Consider the following 21,584-nt stretch of genomic DNA (forward strand, 5'->3'; position numbering starts at 1 on the left):
GTGAATGAAATCCTTTCGGCTTTATATGATACTATCTGTCTTCTTTTCCTTGATGCTGTCTTATTTTCCGTGATGATTTCCATGACTGCTGCCGTGATGTTTCCCATGGCCCCCGAAAGTGTCTGTGCCGTTCACAGAATCTTCCGGATTCTGACAGGCCGCGCTGTTCCTGCAGGCTTCATGGATCTGGCAGTTGGCGCCGTACTCACACTCTTCCGAATTCTGACAGGCTGCGCTGTTCCTGCAGGCTTCATGAATCTGGCAATTGGCGCCGTACTCACACTTCTCCTGGATTTGACAGTCTTCATTGTTCATGCAGACTCCCTGGTTCCGGCAGTCGGTTCCATTCATGCAGATTTCCGGATTCTGACAGTCGGTTCTATTTATGCTGTCGGTGATGACAGTATTAGCCTGGTTTTGACCGTCTGCATGATACGCAGAATCTGTCTGGTTTTGACTGTCTGCGGCATCTGCCTGACTGTCTGGATTATTCCCGGCAGATGTCTGTTTCACACTGTCCTCATAGCTCACAGTGACGAACTGGTTTTGGCTGTCAGTTTCATTCGCAGTACCTGTACGTTTCTGGCTGCCCGCTTCATTTGCAGTGCCTTTACCACTCTGATTGCCTGCTTTATTCCCGGTGTCTGCACGATTCTGGCTGTCCGCTTCATTTACAACACCTGTACGGTCCCGGCTGCCTGTTCCGTTTATGACAGTATCCCGGCTCTGTCCGGAAGTACCATAGACGCAGTTGCCCGGGTTCTGACAACCTGCTCCATGTTCACAGTCTTCCCTCTTCTGATAATCTGTTCCTGCACAGGTTTCCGGATATGAGCAGTCTGCTCCATGTTCTCTGCACACACTATCCCGGCACCACAGACGGCTGTGATCCCCTTTTCCTCCTGCCATCACAACGGTACTCATTGTCCCAACCAGGAGCACACCTGCTGCCGCGGCAGCTAAAACTTTTCTTTTATCAAACTTCATCTTTTTATTCCTCCGATTCTTCATCCTTTTATTTTCAGCGGTTTCTTCCCGGCAGAACGCCCGGAAATTCCTCTTTATACTAATAAAACGATTGGACCGGAGGAATCCTTTCAAAAATATGAAATTTATTTTATTTTTTTACTTTTCCACCTTCAGATATGAATCCAGCCCTGTAAATTGCTCCAGATAGCTGACTGCATCCTCATAACGGTTGGACTGCAGAATCAGATTTACGGTATTACAGATGCAGCGTCTCAGCTCCTGTATGCTAAGCGTTCCCTCTGACAGCTCCTGACGGATGTTCTCATGATCCTGGGGGATGCCCGGCATTACCATATCATTGCCCGCACGCATACAGCCTGCCGCTGTACACTCGCCTCTGGGGGACGCAAAGGTCGTCGTCCAGTCTGTCATGATGGCGCCTGCAAATCCCCATTCATCTCTGGCTGCCCTGGTGCAAATGTCGTAGCAGTTGGCAGCATGCACGCCATTGATCATATTATAAGAGGTCATAATGGACATGGGCTGGGAATTTTTCACTGCGATCTCAAATCCTTTCAGATAGATTTCGCGCAGCGCGCGCTCGGAGAGTACGGAGTCGGAACCCATACGGTTATCCTCCTGATTATTGCAGGCAAAATGTTTGATGGTGGTTCCGCATCCCGGTACCTTCTGCACACCCAGAGTCATGGCAGAAGCCATGATACCTGACAGCAGAGGGTCCTCGGAATAATACTCAAAGTTTCTTCCGCAGAGAGGGTTCCTGTGAATATTCATGCCCGGTGCAAGCCATAAAGTCACCTGGAAAAGTTCCATCTCCTTTCCTATCATCTCTCCCACTTCTTTTACAAGTTCGGCATTCCAAGTCTGGGCTAAGAGTGTTCCCACCGGAATCGCAGTACAGAACTGATAATAGGAGGTTCCTTCCTCTTTTACCGACTCTGCGAAAAATCCTTTTTCTATAGAGTTCATGAAATTCTCAGGTACAATCTCTCCGTCAACCACCTGATATTTCTGGTTCAGGCGCAGCCCTGCAGGGCCGTCTGCCAGAGCCATGGACGGCAGATTCCAGGGTTCCCCGGACGCAGCGGAGGAGGTCTCAGCCGCAGCTCCCGGCACAGTGATCCCTGCTGAACCGAGTACAGCATCCTGGCCTTTTCCCGGGTCTCCGGTCGCCATCAGCACAAGCTGCTCCCGGGACAGGGACTCCACAATCTCACCCGCCCTGCCGGTAAAATGTTCCGGCAGTTCTGAGTAAACCACGATTTCTTTTCCTATATTCTCTGCGCTCATATGTACACAGGGAAGCCCTGCTGTTTTTTCCAGCCAGGCAGCTTCTTTCTCCATCATCCTGCCATGGTCCGGTGTCAGCTCCTTCAGCTCCTCTTTCAGCGGGCAGATATGTTCACACTGTACCAGAACGGCATCTTTGTTCAGACATAGACTTCCTGCAGGCTCTGCATCCTGAATGGAGCTGCCCACCCAGATACCATAAGTGCCTCCCTCCAGAATCCAGGCTGCCTTCTCCTCATCGAAAGAGGCAAGCTGGTATACCGGGAATGTAATGGTCATACTGCAGGACTCCTGCGGCTTTAATTCCTCTGTTTTGGCAAATCCGGCAAGACGGCGGTATTCTTTAGCCAGTTTTCCCTGAGGGCAGGAGACATAGATCTGCACTACTTCTTTGCCGCAGTATGTATCACCTGTGTTGGTCACCTCCACCGTTACCGCGATTTCCGGTTTTCCGCTCTCTGTATTCACAGCCTCAATCCCTTTTGTGCTGACTGAGAAATCCGTATAAGACAGACCATAACCGAACGGATAACGCACAGGCACGTCAAAGGTATCAAAATACCGATATCCTACATAAATGCCTTCCTGGTATTTTTCTGTATTCACATCCCCGTTTTTAAAGCTGAACGTATCACTGCTCGGATAGTCTTTATAATCAAGGGCCCAGGTATCCGCCAGTTTGCCGCTTGGTGTCACTTTGCCGGATATCACGTCCGCAAAGGCATTGCCGCCCTCCTGCCCTGCCTGCACAAACTGCAGCACAGCTTTAATATTGTCAAACTCCTCTGCAAACGCCAGGTCTACAAGACCTCCTGTATTGATCACCAGAACAAGGGAATCATAAGCCTTTGATAACTGAGCGATCAGCGCTTTTTCCTCCGCGGAAATATAATAATCACCTTCCGTGTCATGACGGTCCGCATTTTCTCCCGCTATACGGCTCAGTACATAAATGGCTGTATCTGCACCATCCAGAGCAGCCTTTTCCACATCAACGGGATTTCCGCAGGGCATGAAAAACGGGGTTGTAGAATATGCCTCAAAGAAATTGTTGTTATATGCCGGCAGTTTTCCCAATATCTCATCCCGCCATTTAAGCCGTGTCTCCTCATAGAGAGATGCGTAAGCCTCCAGCCAGGCGTCACTTGTGATCTCATATCCCGCGTTTTTCAATCCCTGGCAGATATTGATGCATTCTCTTTCATTGACATCGCCGGAGCCTGTGCCGCCTTTGATGGTCTTTACTGCACCGGCACCGTAAAGTCCAAGCTTTGCACCATTTTTGATGGGCAGAATATGGTCCTCATTTTTTAAAAGTACAAACCCCTCTGCTGCTGCCTGACGGGCAATTTTTCTGTTTTCTGTCTCTCTGGCTGTCACTTCATTTGAAGTTGTTCCTGTAAATGTTTTCTTTTTTAACTGCATGGTATTCCTCCCAGACTGCTTGTCTTTATTAACCGCAGCTGTTCCGTAACTCCCAGCTGCTATCCTGTCTTATATTATGACGAATAAAACAGGAAATTTCTACGGTTCTTTTTAACTATTTATAGGCTGATATTGATATTTTTCACCTGGTTTGCTAGAATGTTCCCAGAAGGTTCTCTGTCAGTATTGATAAATTCAAATTACACACCATGACAAGACCACATGACCGGAAGGAGAAAAGCCCATGTCATACTATTATGAGAAAATCAGTGAAAACAACGGTCTGCCTGCAAAATTCATGCTCTCCCAGTGTACAGATCTGACCATTCCGGCCCACTGGCATGATTATTTGGAAGTTCTGTATATGATGGAGGGAGAACTGACCGCAGTAGTACAGGCGGGTTCCTATTTGCTCACCCCGGGCAATCTGATGATCATCAACAGCAAAGAACTCCATATGACCCGTGCCAATGGCTCTGTCTGTTATATTCTGCTGCAGATTTCCGCTGAGCATCTGCATAATTTTCTGCCTTCCGGCACCGAACTGCATTTTCAGACTATGATCGCTCCTGCGGATAACGGGGAGGTCTTTTCCGGCCTCAGACAGAGCCTGGAGCATATGCTGGATGCCTATACCCGTCAGGGAAATGGTTATCAGTTCTTTTTTGCTGCCAAACTCTATGAATTTCTGTACCATCTGTATAGGAACTTCTGTACGCTCTCCCCTTCCGCACCGGAAACGGGGGCCAACCGGGACTTGGAACGTGTCACACAGGTCATGGACTGGGTACGGAATCATTTTCAAAAACCGCTGACACTGGACGATGCAGCCGCAAGTCTGGCAGTGAGCCGGGAATACTTTTGCCGTCTTTTTAAACGGTATACGGGACAGACCTTTCTGGAATACCTGAACTCTGTCCGCACCATGCATTTATATGAAGATTTAAAAAATACGGACGACAGCATCACTGTACTCATGGAAAAAAACGGTATCCGTAACTACAAAGTTTTTATGCGCACCTTTAAAAAATTGTATGGTGATACACCGCAGAAGATACGAAGCGAGATCAGGGAATATTTTTCACCGGAACTGCCATCCTAAGTTTATACTAACTTGGAGGTCCGCATTATGTTTCCAGACAAAATCTACTATGAAGAAGCAGCCATGGGCTATGAACTGGGAAAATACCTGAAGCAGAAATATCAGGACAAAACCTGGATTCCCATTGACAGCCACAATAAAATAGATGAACTGCGCACGCGCCCAAACTCTGATTTCCGGGAAATGAAGCAGTATCTCATTATCGGCATCCGCAAAACACACCGGCATGTACCCAATGCCAAAGTCTCTGATTTTCTGGTACCTTACACCTCATCCGGCTGCATTGCCGCCTGTCTGTACTGTTATCTGGTCTGCAACTATAACAAATGCTCTTATCTGCGTCTCTTCGTAAACCGGGAAGAAATGCTTGATAAAATCATGAAAACAGCGAACCGCGCTTCAGAAGATCTGACCTTTGAAATCGGCAGCAACAGCGATCTGGTCCTGGAAAATACCATCACACACAATCTGGAATGGACCATAGAACGCTTTGCCGAAAATGAAAAAGGCCGCCTGACCTTTCCGACCAAATTTGCAAATGTAGCGCCTCTTCTCTCCCTGCATCACGGCGGCAGGGTCATATTCCGCATGAGCGTAAATCCGGAAAAAATCATCCGGCAGATTGAACTCGGCACCTCCCCTTTAAACAAACGCATCGAAGCCCTGAACCAGATGTGTGAAGCAGGATACCCCTGCGGAATCCTCATTGCCCCTGTTATTTTCCTGTCCGGATGGCAGGATATGTACAGCGGATTGATCACGGTCCTATCGGAAAAGCTTTCGGAAAAGATCAAGAAAACAGCATTTATAGAAATCATTTTCATGAGCTACAGCTTTGTCCACCGCAAGATCAATGAGGAGGCATTCCCGGATGCCCCTGACCTTTACGACAAAGATAAAATGCAGGTCAGAGGCCGCGGCAAATACGGCTACAATCAACCGTCCAGACAGGAGGGCGAACTGTTTTTCCGCAAAGAGCTTGCCAGAAAACTGCCGAATATGGAAATATTATATTTCAGCTAAGTGTTTCCGACTTATCCCCACATATCCATATGTCGGAAAAAGAAGCCGCGAATCTTCCGGGATACGTGGCTTCTGTCAGGATACATACTTTCCTATCGGTTGGATGTTTATTACTGCATATCATCCGGCATACAAAATTTCCGCCAGTATTTTTACCATGAGGGCTGGCTATTTTTCTTTCTCTTTGTTACAATACTATCTGAAGATAACCGGAAAGGAAGGAAATACATATGCGTCTGGAAAAAATACAAACTCTTCTGAAAGAGAAATCCCTGGAATTCCAATATAATGAAGTGGACGGCTGCGGCAGCCTGGACTTTGACTACAGAGGTATCCCTTATCATATCTGGGAGTACCAGGAAGACGGCTGGGGCGTGGAGACGAATGTAAAACACGGCGGATACAATGAAGATATCACCGGTGACTATGAAGAGGAAATCTTTCAGGTCATGAAAGACTGGTAAGCAGAAAATGGGCTCTTGGGAGTCCGTTTTTTGTATTTCAGACAAACCTGTCTCCTCTCCCATGTTTGCCTGTCAAACAGATAACGCTTAGTACCATTACGAAAGATTCAGGAAAAGGAGAACGACAGAAATGAAAACAAAGATACAGCGCCCTGTAAAGAATGAATGCGATAATCAGATCGAAACCCGTTCAAGAAGCCATGCGCTTGATTTTGTAGCAGCCGCTGCACAGATTTTGACGATTCTGTGTATTGTAAAGGGTAATCCTGCATGGAAGGGAAGTCTTTCTCTCCTGTTCTTTGGAGGTGCTGCTGCACTTGTATATAAGTATGATGAATACAAAGAAAAAACATATTTCATCATTGGAATCGTACTGGGTATCATTGGAACAGCCCTGCTTATTTGGTTTGGAATTACCGGATAAAAAGGCTGTCTTCTGCATACCCTCAGCCGGGACTGCAACATTTGTCCCCAATTCCGGAAGGACGGGCTTTCGGTCTCCCTTCCGGAATTAGGGGGATACAGAATTGACCACTTCTGTTGATATATAAATCATAGGCTGTTGGCTTGACCATCCATACAATTTACGTAATATGTTCTCCCATCCTCCATTTCATAGTACCAGACAGGTGTATAAGATTCCTCACCGATTTCTGCAAATATTAATTCTACATTACTAACCACTTTTGCATCCTCGCTATTTTCATCTAATCCTAATTCCTTATTTTCTTTCGTTATTACGTCTGCTATTAATTCTTCCGATCGTTTAAAATCAACTTTTTGAGCTGCTCCGTAATCGTGTGGTGAATCTATTTTTTCGTATTCATTCCATGTTATATTACCATAGATAACACCATAATCATCCAACATTACACTAATACCCTCATACTGTATTTTTATACCATCATATTCGTTTGGGTATTCTATCCTATATCCGATAACAGATTCCTCAACCTCATCTCCCAATTCTGTTTTAAGCATCTCTGCTACAACAGGCTCTTTCTTTTCCAGAAGTTCTGCATCAAACTCATTAAATGCTGTATGGATCCACGCATTTGCCTTCGCAATAGCCTGCTCCTTATCCATACTGACCGTTTCATCTCCAATCTCTCCATATGATATACTGGTCATCCCTCCGCTTTCAGTAAAAATTCTACCTCCGACTTCTTCATTAACTTCATATTGTTTGACGGTTTTCTTCAAAGCATATTCCGGAATATTTAATTCTGTCAGTGCTTCCACATCTGTTTTAAAAATTAATTGCCGGTCTGACAATTCCAAGTCTTCCAGCTTCGTGGTTTCTTTTTTGACTTCTTTTTCTTTTTTAACTTCTTTTTCTTTTGTCAGCTTCTCAGGGGATTCTGAATTCGCAGAGCATCCCATTAATACCCCGCCAATAATAACGGCCAAAGCTGAATTTAACACAACCTTCTTTTTTCTCACTTTTTTACTTTTCAAGATATTCCTCCCATACATTTGTAATATAATAATAGCACAAACGTCATAAACCTTCCACTTTACTTTTCTATATGTTCCAATTCCAATTTTCTGTCAGTCTTACGTCGAAAGCCTATTATCACTGGAGTTTATCTATCTAAGTGTTAATTTACGTCCCTCCTTAACAATAAATCAAATGTCAGCAAACCAGAATACAAGATTGCATAACCTAAAAGACAACAAAAAATATAACAACCACTATAAAAACAAGAAACATCAAATCCCCCGCATAATTTAACATATCATCTAATTGTTTATATTGAGGATTTTTCTTCATTTTTTTCCGTTTAGATTTTAATTCATAGAATTCCTCATTTGTAAAATATCGATACAGATTCTTTGTTTCCATCAATAAATAAATGAGCGCCATATCATGAGGAGAATTTTCCTCCTTAGCTGCCGCTGATTTTAAGATACTAATCATTTCCTCCTTATGGTTTTTTTCCGGAATATATATGGTTTTATGGCCGAATAAACCACCTTTCCCTTTCGTCGCCATTTCATCATGGAGCAAAGACTCCCCCAGCTCTGCTGTTAGTTTCTTCATACTGCTGCCAATTGACAGCATATAATAATTCATTAACTGATTCATCGTGCGTGATTTCTGCTTCAAATATGTATAGAGAGATTCTATATGACTGAGTTCATTCGGAATGTCTTTGATTACTGTGATTTTTTTATTTTCCATTGTAATTACGCCGTTAAGTTTTAAGTCCATAATACCCGCCGCCACGATTCCGGCGATAGATTCGTCTTGATGCATTACCGGCATATATCCATTTTCATTTGTGGCTAAAATATAATATTCCTTTGCGATTGATTTTCTGTTCATGTGTGTTACCTCCAAATTTTTTAGTGTTTGCTAAACAAGGCTGTGGTATTTTTTCATTTATTCCATGCACTAACTTTAGCATATTGCATACCTCTGCTGAGTGCATAATTCCTAAACGGTATACATCTCTTCCTGAACGGTATGCTTTTGTATGTGTATAACAAAAAGAGACTGCCGTTTTTTATGACAGTCTCCTTAATTGGATTTTATATAAAGCTTATGGTTATGAGAAGCTTTTCAATTTCGATTTTTCTTTCTGTAAAAAAACACACATAGGTACACACCAATTATCATTATTACTGCACAATATATGTAAATTCCCATGTAATTTGTCAAATACATAGTATCGCTATAGCTTTGAGTTTCTGATAATTGACTTGCCATTTTCCCAATGACCGGAATCGTTTTATCAAAAAGCGCAGTAATAAAAAGACATATACATCCTATTTCAAACAGAATAAAAGACAATGCAAATCCGATTTTATCCATATATTTTCTCCTCGCAAAGTATCTATGATTATTTCGCTGGAAATGTCCTTGTATTTACAAAATAATACATTTATCACATTGTAACTAACAGTGACAATTATATCGAATGATTCCTTCGACCTTGATTTTTCATAATCCGCCGTCACTTCTTTTTCCCGAAAAACTTCTTGATGATAATCCCTGTAACCGCCGCTGTCAGGACAACCAGCAAAGCCGCTGTCCATATATTTTCTGTACCGGTCCCGGCCGCATTTTCATTTTCTGCAGTTTGTTTATCTGCCTTTTCATTTCTTATATTCTTATCCGTACCGTTATCTGCCTCTGCGGAAGTCCCCGGAACACCGTCAATTTTCTCAGGCGCTTCCTTCACCTCCTCATCAATTTCCCTGACCGGCAGATTGGGATTTTGGGGCTCATCAACGCACACCCAGAAATCCCTGTTTCCCATATAATACCCTACATTTCCCCACTGATGCCCTTCCTCATCCGTAAATGTAGAGCCGTAATCAAACGTATCCTCCATAACTTCTATCTTATATTTTGTCTCAGACCCGGGATATGTCCATCCATATATGACATCTCCTTTTGTCACATTTGGTATAATGCCTTCATCCGGTGTGATCTTATCCTTATACTCTTCATAAAATGACTGGCTGTTATACACAGGATACATATAGTCCATGGGCACCCAGCCGCTGTTCTCCTGACCATCTTCTATAAATCCCCATTTCACATGATTCCTGTCTGTATAGACAAACGAAATATAGTATTTCTCCCTGTTTTTAACAGTCATCACTTTTTCTGCGGATTCCGGACTTTCATAGACATCCGTTTCCCCATCATAACCGTTGACAATGTATGAACGGTTCACATATTCACATGCATCTGCGTGTTTTTCATAAAAACTGTCTTCGGGCTCAAAAATCAGATCTGCATGTACTGCTGCAGTCTGAAAAACAATGCACAGTAATACCAACAAAAATATATGTAATCTTTTTTTCATACCTTTCCTCTTTTCCCATATATTCCCCAAATAAGACACCCGGTCACAATCACAAGCACTGCAGCAAGTCCGGCCGCAAACCAGACAAAAACCGTAACATCTCCATAGACACGGTCAATGGATTCCGGTGGTTCCGGCATCTCATCGTCAACCTCCCGGACAGGAAGATTCAGATTAGACGGGTCATCCACGCAAATCCAAAATGAATGCCATCCCATATAATAGTAATTTACATACGCCCATTTAAGCCCCTCCTCATCTATAAAAACGCGGTCGTAATTAAGAGGATGTCCTTCTGTTTTCACATTATAAGGATCACCTGAACCGGGATACGTCCAATAATACATCTTCTCATTGCTGTCAACCGCAACAATGCCTTCCTCTTTTTTGATCTGTGATTTATATTCCTCCAGAAAAGAATCTCTTCCATAATGAGAAAACATATAAACCATGGGAACCCATCCCTCTGTGTCCTCTACATCCTCAACCAATCCCCACTCGTTCCCCTTAATGTCTGTATAAACGTATGAAATATAGTGTTCTTCGTTATTTTTCATAACTGCTTTCACTTTACCAGACAGAGGACTTTTATAAAGTTCTGTTTTTCCTTCATAGCCATTGACTATAAAAAAATGGTTCACGTATTCACATTCATTTGCATGATGCTTGTAAAAAATATCCTGCGGTTCAAATATAACATCTGCAGAAACCTCCATAACCTGAATATAAAAACAGATCAACAGCAAAAACAGCCCCATTCCCTTTTTCATACACACCCCTCCGTTAACCGATCATAAGCCCCAGAAGAAAGGAACATCCGTTAGCCGCCAGTGAAAACCATACAGGATGTCTCCCCTCCAGCAGATATGCCTTATAAATCTTTCCTTCCGTTACGACTACTGCTGTCTCTGCCACAAGATAAAACAGAAACTTCCCCCCATCCGGCATATACATTCTCCAAACCCAGGCAAGAAACACAGCCGCCGGATTGGTCAGTATGTTCACCAGGCAGACCAGCAGAAAATCTTTTCCACGCCTTATCCCATAAATCCACGCAGCAGCTTCCTCTATCATAAGGGTAAGTCCCAGCGAAACACCAAACATTTTAATCAGATACAGAACCATCCGCCGCTCCTTTCCGCCTTATCACCCCCATAAGCATCACAAGGGAAAGTAAACTTCCCAAGCTCCCGGTCAGCCGGTAATCCATGGGCAGTACATTCTGGAAATAGACAGGCAAAAAACCCAAAAACAAAGCAAACGTCAGCACACCAAATGCCAGTCCCGGCTGTTCCCGCATCTCCTTCCACATAAGAAATAACGTCAGCGGCATGGTCATATTAAAAAATAAAAGCGCCAGTATACCGGCTCCCCAAAAACTTCCCAATCCATACATCAAAGCTGCAAAAACAAGAGAAACCGTCACTGCCCTGTATATTCCAATCCGGTCAGACAGAAATCCTCCCGCCGCTTTTCCTCCCGCCACAGCCGCGGTACACACAACGCCTAGGAAAACCGTATTCTTCCACGGAAAAACAACTGCCATCCCCACATAGGACCTCAGTACCACCACCAGGAAACAACAGACAACCACCATTCCGCCTTTTGATGCAGACCTGTTCTCTCCAAATCTGCCAAAACAGCTTCCAAAACCTTCTCCTCGTCCCAGCCACAGGAGCATCCCCCCAAAACACAGCAGTGCCAACGCTCCCGCTAAAGCGATCCATCCCCTGACAGCAGACTGACTCCACACATTTCCTAAAAATAACCCCAGTGCTCCGGGTGCCACAAAAACACCCAGTCGTGTACACACACTGCGCTCCTCTTCACTGGACCAGATCGTGCCTGCGCCGCCTCCCACGTGGAACAGCGCATTTCCGATTCCCAGAACTATCACATGGGTAAATCCACCGGCCAGCGTAAGCACAGCTCCCAAAACTGCAATCCCCGCAGAGCATCTGTACTTTTCAACCGCACTCTTCCCTCTGCATATCCCGTCCAGCACAACCCCCAGCGGCATCTGCAGCGCAAACGCACAGAAATCATACAAAAATATATGCCAGTACCAGGCATCCCTCCCCCGAAACACCCCGTACATGGCAAAGGCGCAGGCTGCGTCCACGAGAAAATGCATACACGAAAACACCCCTAAAACAGCCCTTTCCTTTCTCATGATCCCTCTCAGATTTCTCCCAGCATCTGCGCCGGGTTATCCGCTGCCTTAACCTTACCGAATGCCTTTTCTATCACTCCGTTTTCATCGATCAGGTACGTGGTCCGCACCATCCCCATGACCTTTTTCCCATACATATTTTTTTCTTTCCAGACATCATATGCCCGGATCACATTCAGCTCCGTATCCGAGAGCAAAGTAAAAGGCAGGTGATATTTCTCCGCAAATTTCTTGTGGGAAGCCACCGTATCCTTACTAACTCCCAGCACCACTGCACCTTTTTCCATAAACTGCGGATATAGCTCTCCAAAGTTACAGGCCTGCTTCGTACACCCGGCCGTATTATCCTTACTGTAAAAATACAGCACCACTTTCTTTCCCCTGAAATCACTCAGAGCTGTTTCTTCCCCATCCTGATTTAACAAACAAAATTCCGGTGCCTTACTGCCGATTTCCAGCATATTTCTTCCTCCGTTTCTCATTTTATATTTTCATTTCTTATTTTTCCGCCGTTTACCCGAAAAATCCATCTGCTATCATTATAACTTCATTCCCTGTCTAACGCAACACACTGCGCCTTCCTGCATATCCTTTTAAATATGTGTCCGTTTAAGTCTCTTCTGTTGCATACTGCATCCGGTGTTTTTCTTATTTTTCACATCTCAAAAGTTTTTCTTGACATTCCCCATTCTCCATGATATGATATAGAAAGTGATTAATTTGAATTTAGAGCCGACCAGACAATGATTCCATTTAATTCATTGTTGTGTTGGCTTTTTTCTATTTTATTACGACCAAATATTATATATGGAGGTACTGATTATGAATAACGGTACAGTGAAATGGTTTAACGCTCAGAAGGGATACGGATTTATTACTGATTCCAATACAGGAGAGGATGTATTCGTACATTTTTCCGCTATTGTTTCCAATGGTTTCAAAAGCCTTGACGAAGGACAGAGAGTAACATTCGATACAGAGCAGGATCCGAAAGACAGCAGAAAACTGAAAGCAGTTAATGTTTGTGCAGCATAATTCCTGATTGCATAAAAGAGGCCGCGCATTCCCATGCGCAGCCTCTTTTTTATCCTTTTTACTATTCGTCATACTTCTCTTCCATTTTCTTCTGCCGTCTTTCGGCACTCTTTGCCAGAATTGTCAGCACTGCCATCCCCAGAACAAAGAACAGAACCATACAGCCTGCACCCCATATACCAAGCACCTGCAAAGACGTTCTGCCCGCTGTCTTCAGATACATTGTCACTATAAACAACAGTGCAAAAAACACACCGCAGCTAAGACTGATGATAAGATTTTCCATCACTCTCGGCGTATGCCTGTTCAGATTCCCGTCTTTTACTGTCAGCCCCAAATAGATGCCTCCGCCGGCCAGAATCGCTATGGTCTCTCCCAGTACCTGCCGCACATCGCCCTGCGCCAGGATCATCTGCGCAATGATTACCGCAGCAAGCACAAAAAAGGTACCTTCAAACGCTTTCCTTCCATTCCGGTCTGCATCCTGCTGTTGTCTTTCATCATAAAATTTTTTGTTCATAGGTCATCCTCCTCCCAGAACAACTGATCCAATGTCTTGTCCAGTGCTCTGCATATAGCAATACACAGTTTCAACGACGGATTGAAATCGCCGGCCTCGATCATACCAATGGTCTGCCTGGTAACGCCCGTCATCTTTGCCAGCTGAATCTGTGAGAGATTCTTTTCCATTCTGGCAATTTTTAACTTCATGTTCTTCACGGCACACCTCCTTTGATACTTTCATTATATTCCTTTCCCAAAGATACGTCAACTATATTTAACATATGACGCATTTACACGACATCGTCAATTTGTTCTGCGGATTCCTTTATCTATAAACCTTTCCATACCGGAAATAAATTTTTTTATACCACGGCAGTCCTCCATAGACGTAGGAACACGCTTTCTTATAAACACGGCGTGCCTCTCTTCCCTGCATTCCGGAAAGCGCCTCATTTCCAAAGCTTTCCTGCAGGGCAGCCCGCTGTATCTGCCCGGCTTCCATTTTTGTAATGGCGGGAACCATACCAGACAGTCTTTCCGGAAAATCCGCTCCCATGGGATCAATGGGATCACAGTCCTTTATCTCTCCTGTCATTCCAAGAACCTCCAGCATTCTTACCATGATCTGACCGGCTCCGTATTTTTCCTGTCTGCGCAGAATGATATACCGCCGCAGAGAAATCATAAGCCATACAAAAATAATCCCTGCCGCAACGGCAAATACAGGTGCCATCCTGATAAAAAAGATGCGAATACGCTCCGGCACATTATGTTTACGGTTCTCATTTGTACTGCCTCCCGGCTGCTCCTTCTGTCCGTCATCCCCATCTTTCTTACGGTTTTCTGTCTCGTCGGCAGATTCTTCCTTCCCCGGTTCCTCCCCATATTCTGCCTGATCCGGAACATCCTGGTTTCCCTGATTTGACTCGTCCTCCCTGCCAGTCCCATTTTCCGCCCCGGAAGCTCCGGCTGCTGCCTCTGTATCCGGCATATAGTCTCCGTTTTCCCCATCCATCCCAGCAGACTGTGTCCCGGCTGCAGGAGTTGTCTCCACAGGAAGCCACCCTTCACCGTCAAAATAGATCTCCGCCCAGGCATGCGCCTGCTCATCTGTGAGAACCGCCTTATATCTGCCGTCCTCCTGCTCCTCAAACAAATCCGGTGTCACCCGGAATCCAACGGCATAACGGGATGGAATCCCATAAATTCTGTACATAAGCGCCGCCGCGGTTGCAAAATGCTGACAGTATCCTTTTCCCTGTTCACATATAAAATATTCCGCCGGGTCTCTTCCGATAGGTGCCACACCCGGATTCAGAGAATACGCTGCCTTTGACTGCAGCCAGGCCCGGATAAATCCGGTGACCTCCTCTGTCCCGGATTTATCATTGGACCTGCAGATATTCACAAACTGCGGTACCTCCTCCCAGGGAACCACGAGACAGGATTGTTCCACGAAAGTTTTGTAGGCGCGCTCCTCCTCCTCAAACCGAAGTCTGGTGTCTGCGTCTGCCATGGCAAGCACGGTTTTAAAATCCTGTTCTGTATACATGGTTCCCCTGTGTACCTTATCGTCTCCATACTCTTCTCCGTAAATATAAGGTACCGATACTGTCCTGTTCTCCGGCGCCAGAGACCGCAGCTCCACGTTCTTTTCTCCGGGCACATTCATATCACCGTCTGTCCCTCCAAGACCGGAAAGAATGTAGCGGATCATATAAAACTGCCTGTTTTCAAAATATGTTCTGGCATCTGCTCCCTCCCTGGCCGCGTACTGCCCGTCCAGCCCCTCATAAAACGCGTTCTGGTCCGCTGCCTTCCAGGCACCGTTTTCATAAATATCCCCCACAAAGCTTTTAAGATACAGATCCTCTTCCGGTTTTTCCCGGAGGATCACTTCCATCTGTTCCCTGCCGCTTGGATAGAGACCGCCCCTGTTCACCTGGCCTTTGACGGATTTCGGGAGCCACAGGCCTGCTGCCATCCGCCAGGCTCTGTCACCTGCCTTCAGGGGGACCTGGTACAGGTTTTCCATATGTTTTGACAGCCCTTTGCCTGCAATGCCCATAGCCAGAAGAAGAAGGACAACGAGTACCGGAACTGCCCTTCCCGTATTTTTATAGATGCTTCGTCTGGGCTGCCCTGACTTCCGGCCCGTTTTCCCCGCAACGGCTGCCATCCGGTTTCCCAGATGAAAAACAGCCAGAAGGCAGAGTGTCCATATATCTAAATCCGCCTGCTCCATCATTGCGGCAAACACAAGTGGGAAGGTAATAAAATAAAAAATCCATCCCTGCCTGGCCAGATTCGCTGTCAGGTAAACAAAAAGTGTCCCCAGAATCATACAGATACACAGAAGTCCGGTCACTTTGATGACAGGAATCGCCTTCATATTCCACATTCCGGCCGCATACAACATTTTCATATTCGTAAGATACATGCCCTGCTTTGCCAGAAACATGCCTCCGGCCGCTGCGATGCCCACCCCCATTACAAAGACAGGCTTCCATTTCACGATATCCTGCAGAAACCAGCATCCCACACAGGCTGCAGCCAGGACAAGAGCCACCGGCTCCCAACTGTAATTCAGCCTGAAGATCAATGAACACAGCCTTAGATATCCGCAAACACCGCAAAAATAGCAGACGAAAAAAAGCAGGCCGCTGACCGGTCCGCCGGTTCTTCCCGCTGCTTTTCCTTTATCAGCTAAGTAAAAATCTTTCTTTTTTGATTTCTTCCGCATAATCATCCTCTGAAAACTGAATCAGCAGTTTATGATACAAATGCAGTCTGAGGGATGTGTCCATACAAAGAACAATCTCTCCCTCCTCCTGCCTCCGATACATTTCCCTTAAATATACTTCCTCTGTATATCCATTCTCCACAGTCAGCGCATCCCTGCGGATCATTTCACATACATTGTTCATAATATCTTCACAGCACGCTGTGGGATACACCTGTATCTGCCCGGTCATTCTGTCCCAGCATCCCACCTGATGGCTGATTTTTTCCTTCAAAAGGCCTGCGCTCACCGCATAGCAGAGTTCCCAGAACGCATCCATCTGCCCGGGACTTAAGGGCTTCTCCACCCTGGTATCCCAGAATACAAAGACCGGCGCCTGAACCTCTGTGCAATACTGCTTGCTGAGCAGCTCCCCGCTTCTGGCAGTCAGCTTCCAGTGAATATCCCGAAGTCCGTCTCCGGGGCGGTAAGCCTGTATCTGATAGATTTCAGGCGGCTGCACTCCGGGCCTGTTTTTCCCTGCTTCCGCCTCCATGCCGAAAGGCAGGCTATCCATGAAAAACTGCATCTCATACCCCTTCGGAAATACCACCGCTTTACAGGAAGCCTGTGTCTTTCTCTGTCCGAAGAAAAGGCACAGCGGCTCCCATACTTTCGCTTTTTCTGTGCAGATTTCCAATACTCCACAGTGCTTTGGAGAAATTTCCGCCTCTATCCTTGCAGTCCCCCTTCCCGGAACATATCCCTGTATCTTTTTCACTTCAGCTTTGGATGTTCCCCGGTTCCATATTTTAAGACGGACCTCAAACCGCATGACAGGCACCCGGGAGCGGTTAGCTGCAGTCAGAGCCACTGTCAGAGTGCTGCCCTTAGACACCTTATTTCTCTCCGGCTCCACACCGATCTCAAGCCTGCGGGCCAAATATTTGGATAAAATCCCCAGAATTGTCAGAAACACAAGAAAAGCTGAGATAAAAATCATCACCGAAGAAGAACGGTAAAGACCTGCCAGATAAAAAAACAAAACAAGTACCAATGTTATCAGGAATTTCCTCATCTGTCATCTCCCCTTAAAAAACGGCCTCTCCTCACGTTCCAGTATCTCAGCCAGCACGCTTTCTTTTTCCACACCATCCATACGCGCCCTGGTGCTCAGCCTGACTCTGTGGCCGGTCACAGGAATAAACTGGGCGGACACATCCGCAGGGGAAACAAAATCATTTCCGGCGATCCAGGCAGTGACTTTTGCCATGCGAACAAGAGAAATCGTCCCCCTCGGGCTGGCACCGGCTTCAAAATGAGGATTCCGCCTGGTCGCGGTAATGAGTTTCACGATATAGTGGTAGACAGAATCATGGACAAATACCTGCTCCACTTCCTGTCTGATATTCTGGAGCACCTGGGCATTCAGCATGGATTTCAGATGGTCTGTCCTTCTCTCAATCCCCGTTCCCTTTGCCATCTCCACCTCACTGGCAAAATCAGGATACCCCATGCTGGTGCATATCATAAACCGGTCCATCTGCGCCGGCGGCAGCATCTGTGTGCCGGCAGTTCCGGCAGGATTCTGAGTGGCTATAACAAAAAATGGAGCGGGCACCTTTCTGGTCACTCCCTCCACGGTCACCTGCTCCTCCTCCATGACTTCCAAAAGGGCAGACTGCGTCTTCGGCGATGTGCGGTTGATCTCATCTGCAAGGAGCAGATTACAGAACACAGCGCCCGGCTGATAGACGAATCTCTGCAGGTCCTTTCTGTATATGGAAAACCCCGTCAGATCCGACGGCAGCACATCCGGCGTAAACTGTACACGTTTCCAGTCCAATCCCAGAAGCCTGGACAGCGCCAGCGCTAAAGTCGTCTTCCCCGATCCCGGCAGGTCCTCCAAAAGGACGTGGCCTCCCGCCAGCATCGCTGCCAGAACCTCTGCCGTCAATGTCTCTTTTCCCAATATTACCTGATTGATCTGTGCGAGCACCTCCCACGCAGCTTCTCTGTTTGATTTCATAAGATGATATCCCCCCTATTCCTGTATTTCTTCTTCCCTGTCCTGATTCTCCCCGTACAGGCCCAGCTTTTCCAGCCATTCTGCCACCTGCTCCCCTGCCTGGTCAGCTCTTGAGCCATAGACTGCCAGTCCATCTGCGGTCTCCGCATCCGGACATAATTTTTCTATATCCGTTACACTGCTGCCAAGCCCGCTGCCTCCGTGGGTACAGAAGGGCGCAATAATTTTTCCTTCAAAATCATATTCCTCCAGAAATGTATTTACGGCCATAGGCATACTTCCCCACCAGATTGGGAAACCGAGCAGCACCACGTCGTACTCTTCCATATTTTCCACATGGGTGGTGAGTGCCGGACGGGCATTCTGTTCCATCTCCCGGGCTGTCTCTTCCAGACATGTATCATAGTCTTCCGCATAGGATTTTTCCGTTTCTATCCGGAACAGATCACCACCCGTGTACCGGGCAGCATTTTCTGCCAATTTTCTTGTGTTTCCGCCGTATGAGAAAAAGGCAACCAGAACCTTTCCGGTATCCCCTTCTGCCTGCTGCCTTGCTGTATCTTCTGCTTTTTCCTTACCGCAGGAGGACAGGGACAGGGAAGCAATCAGGAAACATATGGTCACAGGTATGATTTTTTTCATATTTGTCCATCCTTTCTGCGTATATTTATGCATATCTCTATTCTATCATAAATGGTGGACCTAACTCCAGCGCAAGACCCCAATTCATTCCTTTTTTTCCGTTTCCCAGTAAATCCGCTTCTGCTTTTCACTGAGGGATTCGATAAATCGTTTTTTGTAGAGGAGAAATTCCTCTAAATCCATCATAATATGATATAAGACTGCCCTTCCCTCAAACTCCTCTCTCGTCACGGGAAGAGGTGCCCTGTGAAAAGCATCCTCCACCTGGCGGAGCCGCTCTATCTGCTTTTTCGGTATATTTTTCTCCTCCACATAATTCTTCATGTAGGTAATATACTCTGCGATGGTCTCCGCCTGGCTTGGCATGGTACGAATCTTCTGTATTTCCAAGTGAAGACTCTGCAGCATACTGCACTGCCGGGTCCGCATTTCAATGTAGTGGTTGTAATATTCCGTGTACGGAAGAAACGTATTTCTGTCGTACTCATAGGCCCGTTCCATGGAATGGGACAGATGATCTTCCAGATGGGCGATCTCCTCCCATACATCCGCCTCATTTTCTCTCTGCATAAGGTAGTCTGCCAGCATCTTAAGGATATCCTGCAGTCTGGCCTCCACATACCGCATATCCAGCATAATCTGCTTTCTTCTGCTCTGGTTGCGCTGGAACAGGTTCAGCAGGACAGCAACCGTAATGCCGATAAAGACAAGACAGAATTCATTCCAGATAGTAGCTGCCCCGAAATCATGGGTGGTCCAGAAATGTGTCCCTATGACTGCATTGACAGACATGGTATTCTGCCACCCCACAAAAAGACTGATCCCCACCAGTAAAAATACAAACACACCATATGTGGTCCATTCCCGGCTCATATGGCTGAAGATCATCCAGGCCAGAAGCACGGTGGCAAAGAAAGAGACAAGCCGCACCCCAGACAGCCTGAGTGTGTCCCATCTCGTATTGATTAAAGTCAGCAGGGCAATGATCCCTGCGGAACTGGCAAATTCCAGGTGAAACTGCTCTGCCGCAAGTATGGCAATACAGCTTCCTATGGCTGTTTTCAGAGCCACTGCCAAATATTTTCCGGCTTTCATTTTCAGCATACAAAAACCTCCAAACTCCTGTTTTCATAAATATCACAGCTTTCAGCCAACTGAATCCCTACGGGTATTGGCCCGTTAAAAATCGCTTTGCGATGAAGCGAATACCTGCTGCATGGAAATACGATACAAAAAAGGGCCCCTCACGGATTTCTCCGTCCGGCAGCCCCAATCCTTTAAAGAAAAGGTTTTAAATCTCTCATAAAATTCTCTTCTGATTTGACAAGTCGCTTTGCCAGTGCCACGCTGTCTGTGGACGCATGGCTGTATTGGTTGACAGCCTTGCTGATGCTCTGGATTCCCATGTTGCTGCCATCCGTTAAAATCTTTGCTATTTGTCCGCTGTCATCCTTTATCATAAGCTTCATCTCCGTCGTAACCCAGGAAAATGCGGTAGCCACAGGACCCGGCTCTTTTTCCTCCTCGCCTGATTGTTCCAGCAGCCTGGAGGTTTCTTTCTCCAAATCCTGATGTTTGCGGATATATTCATTTACCAGATCCTTCAGCTTCTCATCTTTGATATAATCGCTGATCTGCTTCATACTGTTGATTCCCATCTTGCATCCTGAGTTACATTCCTCTAAAAGCTTCTTGGTATGTGTCTCCACGTTTCATGCCCTTCTTTCTTTTTTCCTTTTAGTATGGGCATTTGCGGATTTTTTATGCGGGTCTGCCGGCGGTTATACCCACAGGGCACTGGATGACCGGTCACTTTAATTCAAGATACCAGTACCTATTTTGTTTAGAGATATCATCATCCTTCGGATAATCCCTGTAATACTTTCGGCCTATTTCAAAGTCAACAGGTTTACTGAATATTGGTCCGTCAAATACAAAAGAATGATACTCCCCGTTTTCACCACAGATATCTGCATTGGGCGGCAGATCATGTATAAAACTTTCATCAATGATCCTCCCGACAAAAGTTTCATCTAACACCGAGCCGTCAACACATGTGACAATGCTTTTAAATCCCTGCTTTATAAATTCATAAAGCAGTTCTCTCGTGTCCATTCCCCATAGCGGAAACTCTGCCCGAATACCTTGTAATCTGCAGTTATCCTCTCTGCGCTTTCTCAATTCCTCCAAATACAGGTCGCCAAACAGAGCTGCTGCAATATTTTGATCTTTGAATCGCTCCATCTGCCTGTTCATAGCAAATCGAAATTCTTCCTCCGGAGCTGCCAATAGTGATAGGTAATTCTTTGATATTATCTCCGAATTTTCCCCCACTCTACACCGTACATGAGACTTTCACCTCAT

The 21,584-nt window shown here is 45.9% G+C and carries 24 protein-coding genes; 5 read left to right on the forward strand and 19 right to left on the reverse strand.

Annotation, left to right across the window (positions count from 1 at the left end):
* Positions 1 to 60: 60 nt before the first annotated feature.
* Complete coding sequence (locus tag WMO65_RS12285) at positions 61 to 987, reverse strand: hypothetical protein (RefSeq protein WP_148391620.1); 927 nt, start codon at positions 985 to 987, stop codon at positions 61 to 63.
* A gap of 138 nt (positions 988 to 1,125) precedes the next feature.
* Positions 1,126 to 3,705 (reverse strand): glycoside hydrolase family 3 protein, encoded by a 2,580-nt coding sequence (locus WMO65_RS12290; protein WP_148391622.1) that lies wholly within the window; start codon positions 3,703 to 3,705, stop codon positions 1,126 to 1,128.
* Positions 3,706 to 3,949: 244 nt separating this feature from the next.
* Here WMO65_RS12290 and WMO65_RS12295 point away from each other — a divergent pair, with 244 nt between their 5' ends.
* From WMO65_RS12295 to WMO65_RS12310, 4 genes are all read left to right on the forward strand, one after another.
* Positions 3,950 to 4,807 carry an AraC family transcriptional regulator gene (locus WMO65_RS12295; protein ID WP_148391623.1) on the forward strand — a complete coding sequence of 286 codons (858 nt, stop codon included), beginning with the start codon at positions 3,950 to 3,952 and terminating at the stop codon, positions 4,805 to 4,807.
* A gap of 27 nt (positions 4,808 to 4,834) precedes the next feature.
* Positions 4,835 to 5,830 carry an SPL family radical SAM protein gene (locus WMO65_RS12300; protein ID WP_148391625.1) on the forward strand — a complete coding sequence of 332 codons (996 nt, stop codon included), beginning with the start codon at positions 4,835 to 4,837 and terminating at the stop codon, positions 5,828 to 5,830.
* 230 nt (positions 5,831 to 6,060) lie between these two features.
* On the forward strand, positions 6,061 to 6,294 hold the full coding sequence (locus WMO65_RS12305; protein WP_148391627.1) for a kinase: 234 nt from the start codon (positions 6,061 to 6,063) through the stop codon (positions 6,292 to 6,294).
* Positions 6,295 to 6,424: 130 nt separating this feature from the next.
* Positions 6,425 to 6,718, forward strand: a complete 294-nt coding sequence (locus WMO65_RS12310; RefSeq protein ID WP_148391628.1) for a DUF6442 family protein — start codon at positions 6,425 to 6,427, stop codon at positions 6,716 to 6,718.
* A gap of 128 nt (positions 6,719 to 6,846) precedes the next feature.
* Here WMO65_RS12310 and WMO65_RS12315 read toward each other — a convergent pair whose 3' ends face one another.
* From WMO65_RS12315 to bcp, 8 genes are all read right to left on the reverse strand, one after another.
* Positions 6,847 to 7,752 carry a hypothetical protein gene (locus tag WMO65_RS12315; RefSeq protein ID WP_148391630.1) on the reverse strand — a complete coding sequence of 302 codons (906 nt, stop codon included), beginning with the start codon at positions 7,750 to 7,752 and terminating at the stop codon, positions 6,847 to 6,849.
* Between the two features lie 208 nt (positions 7,753 to 7,960).
* Positions 7,961 to 8,623: a GPP34 family phosphoprotein gene (locus WMO65_RS12320; RefSeq protein ID WP_148391631.1), complete on the reverse strand. Its 663-nt coding sequence runs from the start codon at positions 8,621 to 8,623 to the stop codon at positions 7,961 to 7,963.
* Between the two features lie 237 nt (positions 8,624 to 8,860).
* Positions 8,861 to 9,112 carry a hypothetical protein gene (locus tag WMO65_RS12325; RefSeq protein WP_103731978.1) on the reverse strand — a complete coding sequence of 84 codons (252 nt, stop codon included), beginning with the start codon at positions 9,110 to 9,112 and terminating at the stop codon, positions 8,861 to 8,863.
* Between the two features lie 142 nt (positions 9,113 to 9,254).
* Positions 9,255 to 10,115 carry a hypothetical protein gene (locus WMO65_RS12330; RefSeq protein WP_148391633.1) on the reverse strand — a complete coding sequence of 287 codons (861 nt, stop codon included), beginning with the start codon at positions 10,113 to 10,115 and terminating at the stop codon, positions 9,255 to 9,257.
* The gene (locus tag WMO65_RS12335) at positions 10,112 to 10,885 is read right to left on the reverse strand and encodes a hypothetical protein (protein WP_148391634.1); all 774 of its coding nucleotides are present in this window, start codon (positions 10,883 to 10,885) and stop codon (positions 10,112 to 10,114) included. The genes WMO65_RS12330 and WMO65_RS12335 overlap by 4 nt, the downstream gene beginning before the upstream one ends.
* 13 nt (positions 10,886 to 10,898) lie before the next feature.
* Complete coding sequence (locus WMO65_RS12340) at positions 10,899 to 11,240, reverse strand: hypothetical protein (RefSeq protein ID WP_033140556.1); 342 nt, start codon at positions 11,238 to 11,240, stop codon at positions 10,899 to 10,901.
* On the reverse strand, positions 11,221 to 12,288 hold the full coding sequence (locus WMO65_RS12345) for a hypothetical protein (protein WP_148391635.1): 1,068 nt from the start codon (positions 12,286 to 12,288) through the stop codon (positions 11,221 to 11,223). Before WMO65_RS12345 ends, WMO65_RS12340 begins: the two co-directional genes overlap by 20 nt.
* An 8-nt stretch (positions 12,289 to 12,296) precedes the next feature.
* Entirely contained in the window at positions 12,297 to 12,749 is a 453-nt protein-coding gene (bcp, locus tag WMO65_RS12350; protein WP_148391637.1) for a thioredoxin-dependent thiol peroxidase, read from the reverse strand.
* Positions 12,750 to 13,110: 361 nt separating this feature from the next.
* On the opposite strand from bcp, the gene WMO65_RS12355 reads away from it, so the two are divergent.
* Positions 13,111 to 13,323 carry a cold-shock protein gene (locus WMO65_RS12355; RefSeq protein WP_018594431.1) on the forward strand — a complete coding sequence of 71 codons (213 nt, stop codon included), beginning with the start codon at positions 13,111 to 13,113 and terminating at the stop codon, positions 13,321 to 13,323.
* A 61-nt stretch (positions 13,324 to 13,384) separates the two neighbouring features.
* On the opposite strand, the gene WMO65_RS12360 is transcribed toward WMO65_RS12355, so the two are convergent.
* The 9 genes from WMO65_RS12360 to WMO65_RS12400 all read right to left on the reverse strand — a co-directional run bounded on the left by WMO65_RS12360 (position 13,385) and on the right by WMO65_RS12400 (position 21,476).
* Positions 13,385 to 13,843 (reverse strand): DUF6773 family protein, encoded by a 459-nt coding sequence (locus WMO65_RS12360; RefSeq protein WP_054353771.1) that lies wholly within the window; start codon positions 13,841 to 13,843, stop codon positions 13,385 to 13,387.
* Positions 13,840 to 14,043: a helix-turn-helix transcriptional regulator gene (locus tag WMO65_RS12365; protein ID WP_033140560.1), complete on the reverse strand. Its 204-nt coding sequence runs from the start codon at positions 14,041 to 14,043 to the stop codon at positions 13,840 to 13,842. Before WMO65_RS12365 ends, WMO65_RS12360 begins: the two co-directional genes overlap by 4 nt.
* A gap of 109 nt (positions 14,044 to 14,152) precedes the next feature.
* Entirely contained in the window at positions 14,153 to 16,570 is a 2,418-nt protein-coding gene (locus WMO65_RS12370; RefSeq protein WP_187370528.1) for a transglutaminase-like domain-containing protein, read from the reverse strand.
* A complete protein-coding gene (locus tag WMO65_RS12375) occupies positions 16,530 to 17,627 on the reverse strand; it encodes a DUF58 domain-containing protein (protein ID WP_148391640.1) in 1,098 nt (365 codons plus the stop codon). The genes WMO65_RS12370 and WMO65_RS12375 overlap by 41 nt, the downstream gene beginning before the upstream one ends.
* Before the next feature lie 3 nt (positions 17,628 to 17,630).
* Positions 17,631 to 18,578, reverse strand: coding sequence for an AAA family ATPase (locus WMO65_RS12380; RefSeq protein WP_148391642.1), 948 nt, complete (start codon positions 18,576 to 18,578; stop codon positions 17,631 to 17,633).
* A gap of 15 nt (positions 18,579 to 18,593) precedes the next feature.
* Entirely contained in the window at positions 18,594 to 19,220 is a 627-nt protein-coding gene (locus WMO65_RS12385; protein WP_052099306.1) for a flavodoxin, read from the reverse strand.
* Positions 19,221 to 19,304: 84 nt separating this feature from the next.
* Positions 19,305 to 20,324: an aromatic acid exporter family protein gene (locus WMO65_RS12390; RefSeq protein ID WP_148391644.1), complete on the reverse strand. Its 1,020-nt coding sequence runs from the start codon at positions 20,322 to 20,324 to the stop codon at positions 19,305 to 19,307.
* 173 nt (positions 20,325 to 20,497) lie between these two features.
* A complete protein-coding gene (locus tag WMO65_RS12395) occupies positions 20,498 to 20,929 on the reverse strand; it encodes a DUF2383 domain-containing protein (RefSeq protein ID WP_033140567.1) in 432 nt (143 codons plus the stop codon).
* 100 nt (positions 20,930 to 21,029) lie between these two features.
* On the reverse strand, positions 21,030 to 21,476 hold the full coding sequence (locus WMO65_RS12400) for a Dph6-related ATP pyrophosphatase (RefSeq protein WP_148391646.1): 447 nt from the start codon (positions 21,474 to 21,476) through the stop codon (positions 21,030 to 21,032).
* Positions 21,477 to 21,584 lie beyond the last annotated feature (108 nt).

The sequence above is a fragment of the Blautia caccae genome (genome assembly GCF_040095955.1).
Classification (GTDB): domain Bacteria; phylum Bacillota; class Clostridia; order Lachnospirales; family Lachnospiraceae; genus Blautia; species Blautia celeris.

What these genes read in the sequence shown, in the direction of transcription:
- WMO65_RS12285 (WP_148391620.1), bottom strand. Translation starts at nt 987, where the DNA reads ATGAAGTTTGATAAAAGAAAAGTTTTAGCTGCCGCGGCAGCAGGTGTG.
- WMO65_RS12290 (WP_148391622.1), bottom strand. Translation starts at nt 3,705, where the DNA reads ATGCAGTTAAAAAAGAAAACATTTACAGGAACAACTTCAAATGAAGTG.
- WMO65_RS12295 (WP_148391623.1), top strand. Translation starts at nt 3,950, where the DNA reads ATGTCATACTATTATGAGAAAATCAGTGAAAACAACGGTCTGCCTGCA.
- WMO65_RS12300 (WP_148391625.1), top strand. Translation starts at nt 4,835, where the DNA reads ATGTTTCCAGACAAAATCTACTATGAAGAAGCAGCCATGGGCTATGAA.
- WMO65_RS12305 (WP_148391627.1), top strand. Translation starts at nt 6,061, where the DNA reads ATGCGTCTGGAAAAAATACAAACTCTTCTGAAAGAGAAATCCCTGGAA.
- WMO65_RS12310 (WP_148391628.1), top strand. Translation starts at nt 6,425, where the DNA reads ATGAAAACAAAGATACAGCGCCCTGTAAAGAATGAATGCGATAATCAG.
- WMO65_RS12320 (WP_148391631.1), bottom strand. Translation starts at nt 8,623, where the DNA reads ATGAACAGAAAATCAATCGCAAAGGAATATTATATTTTAGCCACAAAT.
- WMO65_RS12325 (WP_103731978.1), bottom strand. Translation starts at nt 9,112, where the DNA reads ATGGATAAAATCGGATTTGCATTGTCTTTTATTCTGTTTGAAATAGGA.
- WMO65_RS12330 (WP_148391633.1), bottom strand. Translation starts at nt 10,115, where the DNA reads ATGAAAAAAAGATTACATATATTTTTGTTGGTATTACTGTGCATTGTT.
- WMO65_RS12335 (WP_148391634.1), bottom strand. Translation starts at nt 10,885, where the DNA reads ATGAAAAAGGGAATGGGGCTGTTTTTGCTGTTGATCTGTTTTTATATT.
- WMO65_RS12340 (WP_033140556.1), bottom strand. Translation starts at nt 11,240, where the DNA reads ATGGTTCTGTATCTGATTAAAATGTTTGGTGTTTCGCTGGGACTTACC.
- WMO65_RS12345 (WP_148391635.1), bottom strand. Translation starts at nt 12,288, where the DNA reads ATGAGAAAGGAAAGGGCTGTTTTAGGGGTGTTTTCGTGTATGCATTTT.
- bcp (WP_148391637.1), bottom strand. Translation starts at nt 12,749, where the DNA reads ATGCTGGAAATCGGCAGTAAGGCACCGGAATTTTGTTTGTTAAATCAG.
- WMO65_RS12355 (WP_018594431.1), top strand. Translation starts at nt 13,111, where the DNA reads ATGAATAACGGTACAGTGAAATGGTTTAACGCTCAGAAGGGATACGGA.
- WMO65_RS12360 (WP_054353771.1), bottom strand. Translation starts at nt 13,843, where the DNA reads ATGAACAAAAAATTTTATGATGAAAGACAACAGCAGGATGCAGACCGG.
- WMO65_RS12370 (WP_187370528.1), bottom strand. Translation starts at nt 16,570, where the DNA reads ATGCGGAAGAAATCAAAAAAGAAAGATTTTTACTTAGCTGATAAAGGA.
- WMO65_RS12375 (WP_148391640.1), bottom strand. Translation starts at nt 17,627, where the DNA reads ATGAGGAAATTCCTGATAACATTGGTACTTGTTTTGTTTTTTTATCTG.
- WMO65_RS12380 (WP_148391642.1), bottom strand. Translation starts at nt 18,578, where the DNA reads ATGAAATCAAACAGAGAAGCTGCGTGGGAGGTGCTCGCACAGATCAAT.
- WMO65_RS12385 (WP_052099306.1), bottom strand. Translation starts at nt 19,220, where the DNA reads ATGAAAAAAATCATACCTGTGACCATATGTTTCCTGATTGCTTCCCTG.
- WMO65_RS12390 (WP_148391644.1), bottom strand. Translation starts at nt 20,324, where the DNA reads ATGCTGAAAATGAAAGCCGGAAAATATTTGGCAGTGGCTCTGAAAACA.
- WMO65_RS12400 (WP_148391646.1), bottom strand. Translation starts at nt 21,476, where the DNA reads ATGAACAGGCAGATGGAGCGATTCAAAGATCAAAATATTGCAGCAGCT.